General features: G+C 40.9%; 18 protein-coding genes. 7 read left to right on the top strand and 11 right to left on the bottom strand.

Features of this window, described 5'->3' with window-relative positions; translation table 11 throughout:
- Nucleotides 1-36: 36 nt before the first annotated feature.
- Together CQS04_RS06245 and CQS04_RS06240 are read right to left on the bottom strand one after the other, a co-directional pair.
- Entirely contained in the window at nucleotides 37-786 is a 750-nt protein-coding gene (locus CQS04_RS06245) for a gamma-glutamyl-gamma-aminobutyrate hydrolase family protein (protein WP_100353308.1), read from the bottom strand.
- A 36-nt stretch (nucleotides 787-822) separates the two neighbouring features.
- A complete protein-coding gene (locus CQS04_RS06240; RefSeq protein WP_100353307.1) occupies nucleotides 823-1,689 on the bottom strand; it encodes a DUF1028 domain-containing protein in 867 nt (288 codons plus the stop codon).
- Between the two features lie 133 nt (nucleotides 1,690-1,822).
- On the opposite strand from CQS04_RS06240, the gene CQS04_RS06235 reads away from it, so the two are divergent.
- On the top strand, nucleotides 1,823-2,143 hold the full coding sequence (locus tag CQS04_RS06235) for a YflT domain-containing protein (RefSeq protein WP_100353306.1): 321 nt from the start codon (nucleotides 1,823-1,825) through the stop codon (nucleotides 2,141-2,143).
- Nucleotides 2,144-2,281: 138 nt separating this feature from the next.
- Nucleotides 2,282-4,372, top strand: a complete 2,091-nt coding sequence (locus tag CQS04_RS06230) for a type IA DNA topoisomerase (protein WP_100353305.1) — start codon at nucleotides 2,282-2,284, stop codon at nucleotides 4,370-4,372.
- A gap of 18 nt (nucleotides 4,373-4,390) precedes the next feature.
- Here CQS04_RS06230 and CQS04_RS06225 read toward each other — a convergent pair whose 3' ends face one another.
- The 6 genes from CQS04_RS06225 to CQS04_RS06200 form a co-directional block, all read right to left on the bottom strand.
- Nucleotides 4,391-4,759 carry a rhodanese-like domain-containing protein gene (locus CQS04_RS06225; protein WP_100353304.1) on the bottom strand — a complete coding sequence of 123 codons (369 nt, stop codon included), beginning with the start codon at nucleotides 4,757-4,759 and terminating at the stop codon, nucleotides 4,391-4,393.
- 92 nt (nucleotides 4,760-4,851) lie between these two features.
- The gene (locus CQS04_RS06220) at nucleotides 4,852-7,749 is read right to left on the bottom strand and encodes a glycoside hydrolase family 113 protein (RefSeq protein ID WP_100353303.1); all 2,898 of its coding nucleotides are present in this window, start codon (nucleotides 7,747-7,749) and stop codon (nucleotides 4,852-4,854) included.
- On the bottom strand, nucleotides 7,746-9,167 hold the full coding sequence (locus tag CQS04_RS06215) for a glycosyltransferase family 2 protein (RefSeq protein ID WP_100353302.1): 1,422 nt from the start codon (nucleotides 9,165-9,167) through the stop codon (nucleotides 7,746-7,748). The genes CQS04_RS06220 and CQS04_RS06215 overlap by 4 nt, the downstream gene beginning before the upstream one ends.
- Entirely contained in the window at nucleotides 9,164-10,090 is a 927-nt protein-coding gene (locus CQS04_RS06210; protein WP_165775469.1) for a HEAT repeat domain-containing protein, read from the bottom strand. Before CQS04_RS06210 ends, CQS04_RS06215 begins: the two co-directional genes overlap by 4 nt.
- A 125-nt stretch (nucleotides 10,091-10,215) precedes the next feature.
- Nucleotides 10,216-11,046 carry a response regulator gene (locus CQS04_RS06205; protein ID WP_100353300.1) on the bottom strand — a complete coding sequence of 277 codons (831 nt, stop codon included), beginning with the start codon at nucleotides 11,044-11,046 and terminating at the stop codon, nucleotides 10,216-10,218.
- Nucleotides 11,047-11,309: 263 nt separating this feature from the next.
- Nucleotides 11,310-12,224, bottom strand: coding sequence for a YflT domain-containing protein (locus CQS04_RS06200; RefSeq protein ID WP_100353299.1), 915 nt, complete (start codon nucleotides 12,222-12,224; stop codon nucleotides 11,310-11,312).
- A 183-nt stretch (nucleotides 12,225-12,407) separates the two neighbouring features.
- Here CQS04_RS06200 and CQS04_RS06195 point away from each other — a divergent pair, with 183 nt between their 5' ends.
- Entirely contained in the window at nucleotides 12,408-12,641 is a 234-nt protein-coding gene (locus CQS04_RS06195; RefSeq protein ID WP_100353298.1) for a hypothetical protein, read from the top strand.
- Nucleotides 12,642-12,663: 22 nt separating this feature from the next.
- On the opposite strand, the gene CQS04_RS06190 is transcribed toward CQS04_RS06195, so the two are convergent.
- Nucleotides 12,664-13,128, bottom strand: coding sequence for a YusW family protein (locus tag CQS04_RS06190; protein WP_100353297.1), 465 nt, complete (start codon nucleotides 13,126-13,128; stop codon nucleotides 12,664-12,666).
- A gap of 99 nt (nucleotides 13,129-13,227) precedes the next feature.
- On the opposite strand from CQS04_RS06190, the gene ytxJ reads away from it, so the two are divergent.
- Together ytxJ and CQS04_RS06180 are read left to right on the top strand one after the other, a co-directional pair.
- The gene (gene ytxJ / locus CQS04_RS06185) at nucleotides 13,228-13,563 is read left to right on the top strand and encodes a bacillithiol system redox-active protein YtxJ (protein ID WP_100353296.1); all 336 of its coding nucleotides are present in this window, start codon (nucleotides 13,228-13,230) and stop codon (nucleotides 13,561-13,563) included.
- Between the two features lie 13 nt (nucleotides 13,564-13,576).
- Nucleotides 13,577-14,401 (top strand): STAS domain-containing protein, encoded by an 825-nt coding sequence (locus tag CQS04_RS06180; RefSeq protein ID WP_100353295.1) that lies wholly within the window; start codon nucleotides 13,577-13,579, stop codon nucleotides 14,399-14,401.
- Nucleotides 14,402-14,446: 45 nt separating this feature from the next.
- On the opposite strand, the gene CQS04_RS06175 is transcribed toward CQS04_RS06180, so the two are convergent.
- Both CQS04_RS06175 and CQS04_RS06170 read right to left on the bottom strand, forming a co-directional pair.
- Entirely contained in the window at nucleotides 14,447-14,680 is a 234-nt protein-coding gene (locus CQS04_RS06175) for a hypothetical protein (protein ID WP_094943474.1), read from the bottom strand.
- Nucleotides 14,681-14,694: 14 nt separating this feature from the next.
- The gene (locus tag CQS04_RS06170; RefSeq protein WP_094943727.1) at nucleotides 14,695-15,000 is read right to left on the bottom strand and encodes a DUF3243 domain-containing protein; all 306 of its coding nucleotides are present in this window, start codon (nucleotides 14,998-15,000) and stop codon (nucleotides 14,695-14,697) included.
- A gap of 203 nt (nucleotides 15,001-15,203) precedes the next feature.
- Here CQS04_RS06170 and CQS04_RS06165 point away from each other — a divergent pair, with 203 nt between their 5' ends.
- Nucleotides 15,204-16,925 carry a mechanosensitive ion channel gene (locus CQS04_RS06165; protein WP_100353294.1) on the top strand — a complete coding sequence of 574 codons (1,722 nt, stop codon included), beginning with the start codon at nucleotides 15,204-15,206 and terminating at the stop codon, nucleotides 16,923-16,925.
- A 156-nt stretch (nucleotides 16,926-17,081) separates the two neighbouring features.
- Nucleotides 17,082-18,647, top strand: coding sequence for an ABC1 kinase family protein (locus tag CQS04_RS06160; RefSeq protein ID WP_245858765.1), 1,566 nt, complete (start codon nucleotides 17,082-17,084; stop codon nucleotides 18,645-18,647).
- Nucleotides 18,648-18,682 lie beyond the last annotated feature (35 nt).

The raw sequence follows: 18,682 nt of genomic DNA, 5'->3' as shown, positions 1-18,682 counted from the left end.
AAACCCCTCAATTGAGGGGTTGCTAGTATAAATTAATTACTGACGATCTCTCTTCTTCGATTCGTCAATTTCTTTACGTCTCTTTACAGCCTGTTTAATAAAGGCTTCAAAAATCTTTCCTGAAGTTTCATCACCAGCCATCGCAAATTCTTCAGGATGCCACTGAAAACCAAAAGCAAATGAGTGCGTCTTACTTTCCATTGCTTCAATATTCCCATCTGTTGCACGTGCCACAACACGCAAGTCTCTTCCTACATCTTTACAAGATTGATGGTGGAAGGAATTTACTCTAAACTTTTCTTCACCAAGAATCTTTCCAATCTTAGAATCCAACTCAAGCTCTACCTCATGAGATCGATATGTTCGGGGACCTTTTTGTAAATGCAAATAGGAGTGTTCTTCTCGTTGATCATGCATATCTTGATACATACTGCCACCTTGCACGATGTTCAGCATGTGAAGTCCTCTACAAACCCCGATGTAAGGCTTATCTAATTCAAGCATGCGTTTCACAAGTTCTGATTCCATTTGATCGATTTCAGGAGCAATCTTTCCAAGTTTAAGATGGGGATCTTCTCCGTAATAAGAAGGGTCGATATCTTCTCCCCCCGTAATAAACAGTCCATCAAGACGAAGTGACAGCTCATCCAGGTTTTCATCCCCCATGACTGGAATCATAAGAGGTAGACCCCCATATTTTAAAATAGTCTCAACATATACAAACGGCAGCCAGAAGTGATCTTGATTTTTCGACATTTCTGCTGATATTCCGATTAAAGGTTTCATAACATTCATCCTTTCTTAGCACTGTCTGTATACCCGCTATTTGTTCGTTACGAAACCTGCCGCCTGACTTTCTAGATATTCAAGAACTCTTCGGTCTATTTTGCCGCTCTCTTGCTGGCGCTCTTCAAAGTTCTCTGTGTGATGGTATTTGTCCAGCGCTTGATCGACTTCCTCTTTTGAAGAATGATCAGCTAGTATATAGGAAAGTTTCTGCAAATCCCTCGTCAGACTTTCATAGTGTGCCTCGCTCAGTTCCACTACATCCTCCGCTCGAGTCTTCTCAAAATACAAATGACGTAATTTCAATAAGCGTGTCAATTCTTGCACGGGGTCTGGATGATCATCTACACGTAAATCAATATAACGATCCGTGTACCCACCATAACTGCCATTCTCTTTTACAACTAGCAGGGCGGCTGATTGACGACCTCGACTATCCCCACCAGCCGCGTCTCCAGCAAGTAAAGCAGCAAGCAGTCTTTCTGGTAAAGGTCCTTCCGTCTGCTCGAAAGTCGCTTCCATCTGTTCAACAACCTGCTGACTCACTAAAATATTCCCTTGAATCGCAAAATTCTTTCCTGCTTTACCGCCTGCCCAGTCATAGCAGTCTTCTCCGGTAAATGTAGCACTTTGACCAGTCGCATCCACTATACCAATCTGCCTCCAAACGGCATTGTCATCTTTTTTTGTGAGCTCTTCTACAACTTCACGTGGAGAACGTCCCTTCGCTAAAAGTTCTAGACCTTCTACCCCATAAGAGAGATTAGCAAGTGACTGAGTAGCAATAGCACCTACCCCAGCCTTAGCAAAAGGAACAACAGCTCCCACTCCTAAAAATTTGGATGCCACTGCTATTCCAAGTTCTTTAGTCTCTTCATCATATCCAACAATCGAAAACGTCATATGTATTCCACTCTCCCTTCTCTTTTGTTCAGTGTAATCTGAAAACTCTGCTTTTAAAAGTTAAATGGTTTATTCGTTTGCTAATGGGGTAAAACTAAACTAGATGACAGATTAACTTTGGAGGGATTCACCAATGGCTATGAAATACACAGTAGAAAACTCAGTACAAGCAAAGCAAAAGGTTGAAGAACTAGAAGCACAAGGTCATTCACGAGACGACATTTATTTGTTTGCACATTCTAAAGATCGAGAAGGTCATATTGCAGACGTTCTGGATACAGAAAAAGTAGGAGTTAGTGAGCAAGGATTCTTTAAATCTATGAAAAACGCGTTCAGTAAACGAGGAGATCAGCTTCGTAGCGATATGCACGCTGCCGGATTGACAGAGGCAGAAGCGGAAGCCGCAGAGCGAGAGCTAGATGAAGGGAAGCTTGTTCTCATCGTAAATAAATAGAGGGGCACTTGCCCACCATCCAAACTGCCTGCTTGTTCAGGCAGTTTTCTTTTGCTAATTTCATTTTTACCACGTATACTAATGAACATACGTTCCCCTACAATCCCCTATTCTTATCTCCTGAAAGGAATTCTTCTTATGAAACCAGTAATCGTTGCAGAAAAACCTAGTCAAGCTAAAGCTTATGCAGATGCCTTTAAAACCAAAAAGCAAAAAGGCTTTTACGAAATTTTGCCTGACCCTCTCTTTCCTCAAGGAGCTTTTTTAACGTGGGCAATCGGCCATTTAGTGGAGCTTCGCGAACCAAAAGAATATGATTCGAAATGGACACGCTGGACTCTAGCTTCTCTTCCCATCTTGCCGGATACCTTTGAATATAAAGTAGCCAAAGGAAAGTATGAACAGTACAGTATCGTTCGCAAGCTAATGAAAGAAGCTTCTCTGTTAATCAACGCCTGTGATATTGACCGGGAAGGTTCTAACATCTTTTATTCAATCCTCACTCTAAGTGGTGTCCGTAACAAACCCGTAAAACGCTTATGGATCAATTCTTTAGAAACGACTGAAGTCCGAAAAGGATTCGCGAATCTTCACTCCAACGATCGAGACTTACATCTTTATGCAGAAGCACGGACTCGTCAAAAAAGTGATTGGTTAGTGGGGATGAACGCCTCTCGGATTTATACCATACTACTGAAGAAAAAAGGGGTATCCACCGTTTTCTCTATCGGTCGTGTCCAGTCCCCTACTCTATTTTTAATTTATCAGCGGGCTATAGAAATTGAGAACTTCAAGCCGGAGCCTTTCTTCGAAATAGAAGGGCTATTTGACACTGGAAAAGAGACGTACAAAGGGAAAGCTAAAGTGAAAGAAAAAGACCTTCCTCTCGTCGCAACCGTCCTTTCCGACCACGCGATAACGGAGAATACGAAAACACCCGCGAAAGTAGTGGATGTTCAAGAAAAAGAAAAACGACTAGCACCTCCTCAGCTCCATTCGTTATCGAGCCTACAACTAGCAGCTAATAAAAAGTGGAAAGCTAGCCCTTCAGCTGTATTAAAGGCTGCACAAAATTTATATGAGAAAAAGCTGATCACCTATCCTCGGACGGACACGCGACATATTACACCGTCCGAGTTTCAGTACTTAAAAGAAATTGCACCAGAGCTACAAACCTATACCGGCTGTTCATTTCCACTGAACACGTCCCCATCTAAGCGTTTCGTAGATGCTAGCAAGGTTCAAGAACACTATGCAATTGTTCCAACGCGAAAAATCCCCGTTAATACGAATCTAAGCGGGTTAGAAAAAAACATTTATGAGGAAGTCGCCCGAACGACTCTCGGTATGTTTCACTCTGCTTACATTTATAAGGAAACTACCATTACAACTAGCGTAAATGACTTGTTGTTCTATACAAAAGGAACTGTTCCATTAGATCTTGGTTGGAAACAGCTTTTTCCTCAAAAAGAAAAAGAAGACTGGTTGCCTGCTGTTCAAACAGCGCAACCTGTAGAAGCGTCAGTAGCTATCATAGAAGGCGTTACAAAACCTCCAAAACTGTACACGGAGGGCCAATTGATTCAAGTCATGAAAACTTGCGGAAAGTTTGTGGAAGACGAAGATGACGCCGCTCTTTTAAAAGAAGTTGAAGGATTAGGAACAGAGGCTACTCGAAGCGGGATTATTGAGACGTTAAAGAAACAAGCTTATATAGAGGTCACAAAAAACGAAGTACAGATCACAGAAAAAGGGCGAATCCTCTGCCAGTCAGTAGAAGGCACGCTCTTAGCAAGTCCTGCAATGACTGCAAAGTGGGAAAGTTACCTACAAAAGATTGGACGCGGAGAGGCGAGTGAATTGCAGTTCCTGTCTCAAATTGAGTCATTTATCAAGCAAACTCTTGAAACGGTCCCAAGTCATTTAGAGTCTAAGCAGTTCGCCACCCTACCTGAGGAAGAAGCAGCAAGCCAGGCTATCGTCTGTCCTGCATGCAAACAAGGAAAAATTGTTTTAAAGAAAAGCTTTTACGGTTGCTCTCGTTACAAAGAAGGGTGCACTCAGACCTTCCCTTTACGGGTAGCCAGTAAGAAACTGTCACCCGCTGTAATTGAAACGTTATGTACGAAAGGACGCACCGGGAAATTGAAAGGCTTCACCTCAAAACAGGGGAAATCGTTTTCTGCATATTTAAAGCTTTTAGACGGAAAAATCACATTTGATTTTTAAAAAACAGGCGTAGTAGAGTTACTTCTCTACTGCGCCTGTCCAGCTTAACATCCCTTGCTCTACATTTGTTACTCGGTAACCCTCTTCAGCCAATATCCCACTTGCTTGCTTAGAACGATTTCCTGATTGGCAGACGATGACATAGTCCTGTTCAGGATCTAACCCTTCGTAATTCCCTTCACTAATTTCTGACAATGGTTTGTTCATGGCTCCAGGTATATGACCCGCTGCGTATTCATCCATTTCTCGAACATCGATGACTAGTGCTCCTTGTACTTGTTGACTAACCACGTCATTCAGTGGAATGGTTTCATAGGATGCCCCATTATTAGAACAAGCTGCTAAGAACATCACTAAAAGAGATAGTAAACCTGCTAGTTTTTTCATTTCTTTCACCTCACTCACAAAATACCCTATTAGGTATAGATTTGTCTAGTAATAAACTCTGATTCCGAACATGCCGGAATCAGAGTTTTATCTCATTTAAATGCATCTTGTAAAATATAATAGGATGGTTTCAATCGTTCTTCGAAAGTAGGAATATTCCACGTCTCCCAAGTGTAGCGAGGCAGCTCCTGACTTTCTCCCGGCAAGACAACAACTTCGCCGTCTTCCATTTCGACAGTAGCTCCAATCCCAATAGACTCGGTCACCTCACTTGCTTCAACGCCGTCTCGGAAGACGTCTCCGATAACTTCTAAACGACTTGGATCTCGGAATTGGAGAAGCAACCAAGGAATACGAATTTCTACACCCTCTTCACTGTATTCGTAATCCGCCAAAGAATTGTACTCTGGTGAAGAAGGATTTCCATTTCCTCGTGTCAGCTTGCCTGTTTCATAGAACTGGAATGGTTCTACTTTCTTTAGTTCTGGATAATAAAGTTGTTTATTGAGTACGTAGTAAATCGGTGTGAAATCTCCCGAATTTTTCTGTCCTGTTGAGACAGGTTCAATCATTTTTTGATCATTTCCGTACAAATAATGATAGAAATCGTAATAGGAGTCAATGAGTACGCGTGAATCCTCTCCATCAAGTGATACCTGGAAGTCTATTCCTTCTTGGAACTTCACATCACCCACGGTTTGATTCCCTTGATTTGGGATGGTATCAAGTAGAATTCGTGCACGGTCCGTCTCTTTGATTCCCCTTAGATTCAGATAAAGATACGCTTCATCATGACTGACTTGTAACTGTACAGAAGAATCTTCAGCAAACACGTCTTCTTCGGTCCAATCTTTAAAGTCGCCATCTACTTTCACTTTCATCGAATCAAAGCTGAGTAATCCAAAATGCTGTTCATTTGTCTGCTGGTTCGACCAATAAGGACGTCTTTCCGGATTGTCATAGTCCATCGTATTCCAAGTTCTCTTGAACCACTCATCCTGCCAACTGAATACAAGTCCTCCTAAATAGTCTTCCGCTAAGATGGTTCGGTAAAGTTTCGCAACGATTTCCCCTTGCTGCTTCTCTGTCACATTCCCTTGATTCCACCCGTACGGGTTAACATGGGTTCCCCCACGAGAAGCAGGAATACCGAACTCCGCTACTAAGACTGGCATCTTGTGAGCTTTTTTCAAGTCATTCAAATAGCCTGCATAACTATTTTTCATTCCATCTTGATCTACATACTCCCTGTATGTTTTATCTACATTCAGGAAGTCTGGGTAATAGGGATAGATGTGATAAGAAGCAAACTGCCCCACTTCTTCAAGTACTCCTTTTAAAGAAACTACATTTGGATTTACACTAACCATGTCTTCATCTTCAAGTGGTTCGGATGGATGGTCCAATAAGTCCGTCGTTACCCAGTTTGTAAAACTGATAGGACGAATCTCATTGTAAGTGTCCATCTCGTATTTGATGACATCATCCATATGCTCTGCAAGCCAATGTTCAAACGGTGATGCGCCTTCTGTGTAGACGTATTCGCCTTCATAGTCCCCAATATCTTTATTCGCTTCATTGGTTCCCATGACCATTTCAGGGTACCACTCAATCCCCAGGATCCAACCGATGACATAATCTGAGACGTCTGCATCATAAGTACCTGAAGCATGTCCGACTTGTGGTAACACACGTGCGTTCCCATGAAGGATATTGACGATGTCCTGATACTCTTTTTGGAAACGTTTCTGGGTCTCGTCATTAAATGCATTTTGCGTTTCCTCTAACAACTCTTCTTCTGCCCACACTCCGTGGAAGACGTAGAGTGGCGTGTCATGTTCTTCGTTGTATCGTTTTAGTGCTCGATAAAATCCTGGAGGATGTACGGTGTATACACGGATCGAATTGGCATTCATTTCACCAATCTGTTGGAACCACCGGTAGTATTGTTCTTCAGAAATGCCAGCTTCTCCAGGAAAATAGCCTGGAGCGCCCATTCCAATATTGACTCCTTTTACTGTAAAAGTTTGCCATTCATCATTTACTTTGATTTCAAATTCATCTTCACCCACTCGAGAGTGGTAGGTCAACTCTTCATTTCTTTTTTCAACTTCATCAGGCAATTCCTTCGCACTCGCGACAATCCGATCTAATTCATCTGTGAACGTAGACCAATAGAAGCCATCACTTCTGTTCTTATAGAAAAATCCATAGACATCGGTTAAGGCGAAAATCTGATAAAGTCCAGGCGGAGACTCTAATTGTTGAAAGTCCCCTGCCATATATGCTGTGTGTAGTTTGGGATGGGACCTTTCAATGATTCCCGGAAGCTGTTGCCCCTCCACTACACCTTCAAGTTGATTCGAAACCTCTTTTGGAAGACGGAACCAGAAAGAGACCTCTTCCTCAATTGAAGCGTCCATCACTTCAATCCAACCTTGAAAGTCGCTGGTCGTCCATTGATCGCCTACTCCTTGTTCTAAAGGTTGATCACTAGGTACGACCACCACCTTTTCCAAACGGTCATTTGTAAATATGTACCCTGCCCCGTTGTAATCCCAATTTTCTTGAAGGGCCATGGTGGATTCAGGAATATCTGAGTTAGAGCTCGATAAATCGTCAAAATAACGGAAGACCCATCCTGTAGAACGAGCACCTGTAAAGTCTTCGATTTCTCTTTTTAGAAGCTCATCTTGTACTCCTAACCAATTGATAGGCTGAACCAGAACGAGCTTCTTTTTTTGTTCAACATCAATGGCTGCGTCCCACTCCTCCTTGGTTACGTCTTCAGGAAGTAGTGACAGTTCAAGTGGGGAATCCTCATCCCACTTCTTATGCTTGAAATACCAGTTCATCCCTTGATACTTTTGCAACTCTTCTCGAGTCTGTTCAGACGCAGAGACACCTGAGTTTCCTTGGAACAACCAAAACAAATAGGGCAGGCCAAAGATGCCTGCCACTATTAAAATCACTACTACAAATCGGTTCATGATATGATCTCCTTCTTCTGAAAACCGGTGCGTTCCATTTTCCCCCACTCTTTACGGCGAAAAATAGTTCGAATCAGTCCTTCTAGACGCCATAATAAGGTTAACGGGCGATACCAGAAGATTTCAGTTAGTGCCATGATCAGCAAGCGATAAATATCACGAATTCGTGGGTAACGATTCACACTCCAGGCTTCCATAAGGACGGAGCCCATCGAGAAGACACTTCCATACAAAATTAACAATAGGGCAAGGAGAATAGCAATTTCAATGTATACATCTCCCGCAAAAAGAGCGAAGACCAAATAGATATAGCCCCCAATTTCAATAATTGGACCTAAAAATTCAATCAACCAGAAGTAAGGCATGGAAATCATTCCAACGGCACCGTAGCGAGGGTTCAAAGTCATCCTTTTATGACGCCACAAACTTTCAGTCAACCCTTGATGCCAACGCCTTCTTTGTCTTCTTAAAACCGAGAGTTTCGAAGGCACCTCTGTCCAACAAACCGGATCTGGAACAAACTCAATTCGCTTCTTTTCTTTACTTTCTGCTAAAACCCTATGCAACCGGACGACTAATTCCATATCCTCACCTATTGTATTCTTGTCATATCCACCAGCTTGTACGACCCAAGACTTCGAGAAAACAGAAAACGCTCCTGAAATAATCAAAACCAAGTTGAATCGGCTAAGGGCAATACGCCCCATCAAGAAGGCACGCAAATATTCTACCGCCTGCATGACTACTATAAGATTGTTTGGCAGCGCTGGACTTGAGATTGCCCCATGCTCCACATACAATCCATTTGCAATCCGGACATTTCCCCCAGCTGCAATCACCTCTCCATTAGAAGCAACGATCGGCTTCATAATTCGGAGAAGAGAACGTTCTTCTAGAATAGAATCACCATCTATAGAACAGATATAAGGGAATCTGGATACATTAATACCTGCATTGAGCGCATCTGCTTTACCACCATTCACTTTGTTCACAAGAACTAGGTTTGGATGTATGGTTGACTGGTAAATTTCTTGTATCTCTTCTGTTTCTAACTGTCTACGGACAACGCGGTTCATTTTTTTCATAGCAAAATACTGAATCATGATGTCTTTTGTAGCATCTGTTGACCCGTCATTGATTACAATAATCTCAAACTGCGGATACCGGAGACTAAGTAGAGAGCGAACGCTATCCACTACACCTTTCTCTTCATTAAATGCCGGAACCAAGATAGACACAGGCTTTGAATAGTAACTTGCTAGGAAGTCATCATCCAGTTCTTCTTTATCCAATTGGTATTCTTTTCGCAATTTGAGCAAGGAGAGGATCAGCATCAGCGTATAAATGATGATGACGCCAATCATATAAAAAATCAAAAACTTACCGAAGAATACTAGAATGGCTTCCCATATACTCATAATGCAATCGCCTCCTCTTTTAGTAATTGCTCATCTATAATTTCTTTTGCAAAGCGATCTTCAGTCTTTAGTTGATAATTTAGTAAAACCGAAATTCCCTCTTTTTGCTTAGCAATGGCTTTGGCAGCCGTGGAACGGACCCACCAAGTTTGGTCTTCTAGCAGCGGCAGAAGATATTGCTGACTCTCACGTAAAGGAAACATCCCCACAATCCTAGACGCCAGCATTCGCTCTTGCCAAAATGGAGAAGAAAGAAAAGATACAAACGGATGAAAATCCTGTATAAAGCCCATCAGTTCTAAAGACTTCAACATACGAATGCGGAGCTCTGAGCGTTCTTCTATTTCAAGCTGCTTAACGAAAAAATCTTGGTATTGAATATAATTTTTCTCCCCTACTACATCAATCAAGGCGAGCTTAGAAGCATGTGGCAAATAGTCGTAGTTGTCAATCAGTGAATTCAAATCTTTTTGATTCAGCTTTAACAATAGCGCTCGATTTTGATGCTCTGAAAACTCTACTTCATCCTGCTTAACAAGGTCCAAAGCAGTAGTTCTACCCACAGTGATCTTTAATAAAGATAAATAATACTTTTCTTCTGCATTCCGAACGTTTCGGTTGCTCCACTTATTCAGATGGTTTTCTGCAAGTTCTATTAAGCGAAAATCAATGACTCGATAAAGCCCATTCATTCTGTGGCTCCACTCTGTACTCGCTAACATTTTTCTGTAATAGGAGGCCATATACCGTTCAGCGAACAAATAAATTTTTTCGCGAGTCCCCTCTACATAAACACTGTTCAAAAATTTCACAAGCAACCGTTCTGCTGCCCGCTTTTCCTGAAGCGTTTTAGGGACCATGTCTTCGTGCCAGTCTTGATTGTAGAACAGGTAATTCATCCAGTGCACCTTGGACCGTTGCACGTAATTTGCTTCCTGAAGCAGACGACGTTTTTCCAAAAGCCTAAGGATTGTCAAGTAAACACTAAAGATTAGTAACAACGTAAGTAGAGTCAATATGATCCATAAGAGAACCGTAGTAGAAATCCTCATTCAAACCACAACCTCTCTATAGTCCTTCTGAATAGTGATTCAAACAATCTTAAGTTAAATGGTTTATGAATCATCTCATCAATCCCCATCTGATAAGCAGTAATCAGATTTTCTTCAGACACGCGGTCTGTAAGCATAAATATATGAAACTTTTGACTGCTTGCTTGATTCCTTAAAAAATGGACTACTTCCATACCGTTCTTCTTTGGCAAAACGTCATCAAGAACTACTAAATGTGAATGCGCACTCTTGTGCCACTCAGAAGATTCAAAAGCAAGTCCATCTTCAAATTCTTGAAGTTCGATATCAAAATGATCTAAGCGAATGGTAGAAATCGACCGTTTTAATACCTCTCGAATAATAGGTTCATCCACTACTAGACTAACTTTGATAGTACTCTTTGACCCCTTTGTCCATGGCCCATCTACATAGTTAACGGTAGAGGTCTCTTCTGTCTTTGGCATCGTTTTAATCGCTTTCACTATCTCGATTAAAGAAGCCTGAGGATCACGCACTTCGGTCACAACAACGTGATATGGAGAAGGTTCTTCAATATTAAAGTGAGTTTTCATACGTTTTAAGAAAGCCGCTACTTCTTTCCTCCCACTGTTCGGTAAGATTCCCCACCACCCTGCTTTATCCGTATCATGGAAAACAACGTCAGCTTTCCTTATAAATTCAAGAACTTGTTCATCTGAAAAGAGCGCTTCTTTGGTTTTCGGCATTATGTATACAATGGAAATAGGAGCTTTAGTTCGAGCTAATGCACCTTGGAGAATATAAAAAATGGATTCTGCTTCGTCAATCCAAAATAGTTTGTTTGCCATATAGTTGCCGCCTTCCTTTTTTAGGAGGATTTATTATGCTAAGATTAGCACTATATCCACCTTTTAGATAGTCCTTTTACCTCTATTTTAATTGTTTTTAATATGCATTAAAATTACTACTTTAAGAAAAATGAGTAATATGTCATTTTTTCAAGTTTCTAAACAGATATATATACCCGTATTTGTATAGTAATAAAAAGTCTTTTTATAGACACAGAAAAAAAGCCATAAGCGATATCACTCATGGCTAATCTTATTTAGAATTAGTAGTTGCTGCGATCCTGCATATTATTTTCAGAACGGCGATTTTCAATTTCTTCTACGCGTTCTTCGTGCTCATGGTTACTTAAGCTATCTTCTATAGCAGCGGGTTCGCGCCCGTCATCTTCCATGGCAGGCTCTAGATTTCCAAATGCAGCTGGTCCTAAATTCGGATCTGCTCCTGGGGATTCAGCTCCGTAGGCACGTGACTCATCATAAGCATGTGGTTCAGTGGACTCGAAAGTGGATTCCGTTGTCTCAAATGTAGGAGACGTTGTTTCAAAAGCTTGAGAATCCGTCGTTTCGAATCTAGGTTCTGCTTGCTCAAATGATGAATGGTCAGTTTTCTGTTCTTCTGTCATTCGAGGCTGGATATTGTAAGCATCGTTTTCAACATGCCCTTCACCTGTATAAGCTTGCCCTTCACTTTTAAATAACTGACGATTTTCTTCTGGGGTATGCTCACCTAAAGTAGGTTCGTTATCCGTGAAACGGTTGTTTACAAACTCAGTACCTACGGTTCCCGTAGTGTCTCCATGATAAGATTCGTAGGAATTTCCGGTTTCACCGAATGTGTTGTAGTCATCTGAGCGGAGTGCATGATCTACATAAAGGATTGCTCCACCATTTGTAAGGTCCGTAGCATAACGATCTCTTTCTGTTTGCTCCAAATTCAAACGATGTAAACTTTCTGAAGTTGCATCTTCACCCGTGAAAAACGATTTGAAACGATCCCAAAACGATCCGGCTTCATGAGTATCTACGTGTGTATCCGTTGCATGTACCTGGAACCGGTCTGGATCTTTTGTGACGACGTGAATGTCGGATTCACTATACCCTTGAGCTTTTAAAGACTCGATTTTTTGATTTAGTTCTTCCTGTGACCAAGCTACTTCTACCTGACGCTGATTTTCCATTTCATAATCCTCCTCATAATGTTGGTGATTTGTTTGTGTTATGAATGCTATTCCTTACTTTGTAACGAGTTAAACCTTTCTTAGAAAATGTCATGTTTGTCATGTAAATGAGATGTTTACTAGTTGTCTACTCGGGGAAACTACAAAATAACAATTATTACAGAAAAAGAAGGAGAGATTTTCATGGCAAGTCGTAATAACAAAGCGCTATTAGCAGCACTAGGACTAGGAGCCGCCTATTTAATGAGAAACAAACAGTCTCGAGATAAGCTAGCTAAGCAATTTGAGAGTTTTTCGAATACGCCAATGAGAGGCCAGAAAAATGACGCTGATACTGTAGGTCAGGAAACTCCAGAGTCTATGCGTCATCAGGGTCAACCTGGAAAAGGCATCTTAGATGGACTGTTTGGAAAATAAAAAAAGGCCCGAGGGCCTTTTTTTATTTTGTATCTTCCCATTTCACTTCTTTCCCATCTTCAAATTCCACTTCTAATTCAAAATCTCTATATTCCGTTACACCAAACGCTTCTGTAACAGTAGATAAAACATCTTCTTTTGCCATGTCGGCAGTTAGATTGAGATTCGTGAAGATAGGTTCAAGAGCTGTGCCAGCCTCGTCTCCGCCTAAATTTACGTCTTCAAGTACATTTTGGTACTCAATCTCCGTTCCCGATCTGCCCGTCTCATAGTCTACATCAATCGCATCTCTCTCATCAGGTGTATCTATCGACAAATCAAAGCTTGTAAACCCATAATCCGTGGGGGTGGCAGATTGATTGTTTTCAACCGGCGAAGAGTCTGCGGGATCTGTTTCCACTGTATTATCTGTGGTCTCTCCGCAAGCCGCAAGGAGAAGAACACTGCTACTAGCAAGAAATGCCATGGTTTTCGAGATTTTCTTCATGATTGTATCATCCTTCCATAAATCAGGTTAAATATAGCTTTCCCTCAATATTTTTATGTTAAACTGAACTCACACATATATAGAGAAAGGGATGAAAAAATGGCTACGTTACTAGAAATCACTTCTCATGAACAATGGAAAGAGGTATTGGAACATTCCGAAGGTCAACCGTTCTTCCTCTTTAAACACAGTACAACTTGCCCGATTTCTGCTTTTGCACATAGACAAGTCTCCGATTTTCAGACGGAGTTACCGGTTTATTATGTAAAAGTCATCGAGAACAGACCTATTTCATTAGAAATCGCTGATGATTTGAATGTGCAGCACCAATCTCCTCAAGCTATTTTAGTCATGCACCGCTTAGCGAAGTGGGATCAATCACATTATGATATTACACAAGAAACGTTAGCATCTGCTGTCGATTTTCTAGTTTAACCAGGAGGCCACTATGGATCAAATTGTTCGTGTGAGTAATTATTTACAAGAAAATGCGGAGTCACTCGTAGATAGAATTGTAGAAGATGCATTAAAACATGTGACTTTCGAAATTTCTCCAGAGCAATTGGAGATTGCACGTCAACAAAACGCGGAATTCCTTCGTATGATGGCTCGCTCTTTTCCTTCTACGGATGAAGAGGCTGGAGAAGAGCTATTGAAGTGGGCAGAACAACAAGGTGAAACGAACTCTCAAAACATGGAGGAGTTCTCTAAATCTATTGAACCTTTTGCTCAAAACCGTCTTGTCTACTCGAAGCATATTGCCCAAGTGGCACTTGACTTAGAAGTAGGTCCAGCTCAGATTGTTCGAATCATGAACAGGTTCAATTACTTACTAGACGTTGCAATGGTTCAGTCTATTAAGTCTTTTGAAAAGCATCAAAATGAAAAATTAAAAGAGCGTCAGAAGCTAATTAATGAGTTGTCCGCTCCTATTGTCCCAGTACAAGAAGGTGTAGCTATTCTCCCATTAATTGGTATAGTAGATTATGACCGAATGACTTACATTTTAAATTATGTGATTCCCAAAATACCGAAGATGGAAATTGATCACTTAATCATTGATTTTTCAGGTATACTCACAATTGACAAAGAGATTGCGCAGCATATTTTTACACTGCACAATGTGCTTCAGTTATTAGGGATTGATTTGTATTTCACAGGCATGCGACCAAATATCACTATGGCAATTGTACAAGGAAACATTGATTTCTCTGATTTCCATACATTTGGTTCCGTTTTACAAGCTCTTGCGACTATTGAAAAGAAAAAGTAACTATAAAAAGAGTCTCCAGTCACTATTGGCTGGAGACTCTTTTAGTTATTCTGGATACCGTTCTTCACTAGAAGACGAATCTTTAGTATGACGATGATTTTCTTCATCTTTCACTTTTTGATTCAATTCTTCAACTGGAATCGCATCTACTGTTTTCATATCATCGTGCATGTCATAAATACTTTCCTGGTCCGTTTCCATGACTTCAGGATTATCCATGATTCTGCCCTTAATATCTTGCTTCTCTTGAGTTTGATCTTTTTTTGGTTCGTGTTTCATTGAGGATTCCCTCCTTATTTACGTACCATGTTCACTAGCATGTGTGCCAATGCGTGTTGCTGTTCTTTGTCTCCAGAACGCCATAATTCTTGAAGAAGGTTCTCTTCAGCATTACGTGGCTCTTCTTTTTTAGATAAGTAACCAGCAACAACTTCAGCAGTTTTAGCAAGTTGCTCTTCCCCTAGGCCCATCTTTTCACCTAAAGCTACTTTATCGCCTAAATACGATTTGAACTGTTCAAAATCTTGAAGGATACGCTCCTTTTTTTCTGGTGATACGTTTTCCATTTCGTTTTGTACTTTGTTTTGAATGTTGTCCATCATAGAGTTCCAACTCCCTTTGTTTTAGTGTAATAGTGTGTTTCTGGTTTACATCTTCAGTTTTTCCTAATCCCTATGCACTTAAACCTATTTCCAAAAATTTGATTCCTTCGGTCTAGTGGGTTTATGTCAACTCATCTTGGGTATAGTTTACTAGCTTGGCAAAGCCATAATCATAAGGATTAAAGGAGGAGATTTTATTGATGAATGAGTTTTACATTCGTGACACGCTTTCATTTTTACCTGATTTACTTCTAGCGTTACTCGTACTACTAATTGGTTACTTTGTAGCAAAATTTGTTGAAAAGCTTGTTTACAAAGGGTTGCGTAAACTGAATCTCAATGAACGCCTAGGTAACACAAAATCAAAATGGTCAGTCGAGAAGATTATTAGTAAAGTAGTATTCTTCATCTTATTGTTACTTGCTTTCGTTTTATTCTTTAACATCTTGGATCTACATACATTCGCCGCTCCATTTGCGAACATGTATGATACATTAACTGGTGCATTCTTAAATATTCTAAAAGCTGGTTTGATCTTACTAGTCGCATGGGCACTGGCTACTTTAGTTAAAAAAGGTATCCAGATGCTTGGCAACAAAGTAGATTTCAATAAGCTTGGTGAAAAGACTGGGATGACTACAACTGGTGAACAAAAAACAAAGTGGACAGACACAGTCGCTAATGTAGCGTACTATCTGATTTTCTTATTGTTCTTACCAGCCATTCTTAATGCCTTAGGAATCGATGGATTGAGTGGTCCATTTGAGGATATGCTGTCTAGCTTCATCAACTTCATTCCTAAATTGGTTTCGGCAGCTATCGTATTCGCAATTGGCTATTTCATCGCGAAGCTTGTTCGTAATCTTGTTGAGAAATTCTTACACTCTGTAGGCATTGATCGCTTTACAGAGAAGATGAATTTAAAAAATGATTCAACAACTTCAAATACAAGTCTCTCTAAAATCGCAGGTTTGATTGCATTTGTATTAATATTGATTCCAATTACAATCACTGCACTTGAAATCCTTGATTTAGACGGAATCTCTGGTCCAGCTATTGAAATGCTAAACGATATCATGTCTATGATTCCACAAATTATTGTGGCTATCATCTTGGTCATCGTAGGTGTATATGTAGCCAAATTCGTGAAAGATTTCGTAGTAAATCTATTGAATGGTTTTGGCATTAACAATCTAGCGACGAAGATGGGACTAAACTCTAGCAATGCTAAGAACTTTGATTTAGCTTCTATCATCGGAACAATTGTTCAAGTATTGATCGTGTTACTGTTTGTTATGGAAGCTCTTCAATTAGTAAACCTAGAATTTATGGTCTCTCTAGGTAGTGCAGTATTTGCTTACCTTCCAATGGTCGTAGCAGCTCTAGTGATCTTGGCAGTCGGCTTCTGGCTAGCAAACCTTGCAGAAAAACTTGTAGGAAGCTTGATGAAAGATGCTTCAGGATCTCCACACTTCTTACGATTAGTAGCAAAATATGCGATTCTAGGATTTGCATTCTTCATGGCTCTTAGTCAATTAGGAATTGCACCTGGAATCATCCAGTCTGCGTTTATCTTAATCTTAGGCGGCGTTGCTCTTGCCTTTGGTTTAGCCTTCGGTCTTGGTGGTCGCGAACATGCTTCTCGTTATTTGGACCGCATGGAAAAATCAATTGATGAAGCAGAAGTTGACAAAGAAAACTACGAACAAAAAAAAGAAGAAATGAAACAAAACGCTAAAGACGATATGAAATCTGCTCAAGAAGAAGAGCGTTTCATGCACGGGACTTCTGCTCATGCGGATGACACTTTAGCTCAAGATGTACCTCAAGATACCGGCTTTAATTTACCAGAAACGAATGATCTTCATCCGTATCACGATTCACCAGAAGATCACCGTCGTGATGAAAATCGCAACGAATAACAATTAAGAGTTTTAAAGACGGGCTGCTAGTCAGCTCGTCTTTTTTTGCTAAGTGAGTTCTTGGACTCTTTGCGGCAAGCACTCTATAATGAGAGCTACAAGGAGCGATGTCTAGTGAAAAATGTAGCCTGGTACCGTATGTATCGTATAGTCTGGATGTCTATCAAATTTTTTCTACAAGTCTATTTCTTTCAAAGAAAGTATCGAGGACGTTTTACACCTGTCGTCCAAGCGAAATGGGAGCGTCTCATTGTCAGACAAGCAACGGAATACAAAGAAACCGCCCTGTACTTAGGTGGACTGATGATCAAGGTCGGCCAGTTTTTATCCGCACGAGCCGATGTTCTTCCACAAGCATTTATTGAGGAACTAGAAGGTTTAACGGACCGTGTCCCTCCCGTAGAGCGTGACCTCGCTATGAAAGTCATCGAAGAGGAATGGGGCGGGCCCGTCTCCAAATATGTAATTAAGATTTCTGACGAGTCTATCGCTTCAGCATCTATTGGGGAAGTGTATAAAGCTACATTACTAGATGGTAGAGATGTCGCTATTAAAATCCAACGTCCCGGTATTGAACGCATCATTCGTTATGATTTTAAGGCTATGCGTGTCGTCATTTGGTTAGCCAAACGCTTCACGACCTTTACTAAACAGATTGATTTTGACTTGCTGTATCGAGAAATGGAAAGTACTCTTCTACCAGAACTCGACTTCCTTCAAGAGTTGCAGCACGGCCGGTCATTCCATCAACGCTTCAATGATTTAGAAGGAATATGCTTCCCTATTTATTTTGAAGAGTATTCCACACGCCGTGTGCTGGTGATGGAATGGATTGAAGGAACGCGGATTACTAATATTTCATTTATGGAACTACACGGAATCGATCCAACAGAGGTTACTGAAAGACTGTTTCTACTCTTTATGGAACAAGTCCTACGTAGCGGAGAGTTTCATGCAGATCCACATGCCGGTAACATGATGATTCAACCAGACGGCACGATTGTACTTTTAGATTTTGGCATGGTCGGCTCTATCACTCCCGCACAAACTCGTTCCATTATTAAGGCCATCCAAGGGATTTTGCTAGACAATGATGATCAGATTTTAGATGCGCTTGAAGAGTTGAACTTTTTATTACCAAATGCGGATCGCCCGCTTCTTGCTGATACCATTCGACGAATGATTCATGCTTATGAAACAAACGAACTTTCTAAGATGGATAGTTATGTAGTGGAGCGTCTTTTGACAGATATCCGCTACATTGTCAGAACCCAGCCTGTTCAGCTACCTGCTGAATTTGCCTTTTTCGGTCGAGCTCTGACTACTTTCGTCGGTGTTTTGCACGCATTAGATCCTAATGTAGACCTACTAGAATTAGGAAAGCCTCGTATCCTAGCTTGGACACGAGAACGAGCCACTGGACAGGACTCAACAGATTCACAAGAGCGATTCTTTTCCTGGCTTCAAAAAGGAGCTATTCCACTTCAAAAAGCTTACTCTTTATTAGATGAACCTGCTCGACTCAGAAAATTAATTCAGGCGACAACTATAGAAAAAGTACGCGTACAGCATGTCTTCTTGGATCGAGTGGTACATGCCGTGATGGGAGCAATCTCTTTAATCGCTTTTTTTGCCGGCATCTTCTTCCAACATGTGTGGCTCGCAACCACTTCAGCTGTTTTTGGAATCGTCTTTTTGCGAAGTTTTTACAAGAAGAGGTAGTTCTCTTACTATAAAACCATTGAACGCTATGCCAA

It is taken from the genome of Chryseomicrobium excrementi, assembly GCF_002798305.1.
Classification (GTDB): Bacteria; Bacillota; Bacilli; order Bacillales_A; family Planococcaceae; genus Chryseomicrobium; species Chryseomicrobium excrementi.
Note: the sequence above shows the minus strand (reverse complement) of the source record. Positions and strands in the feature narration are given on the sequence as shown.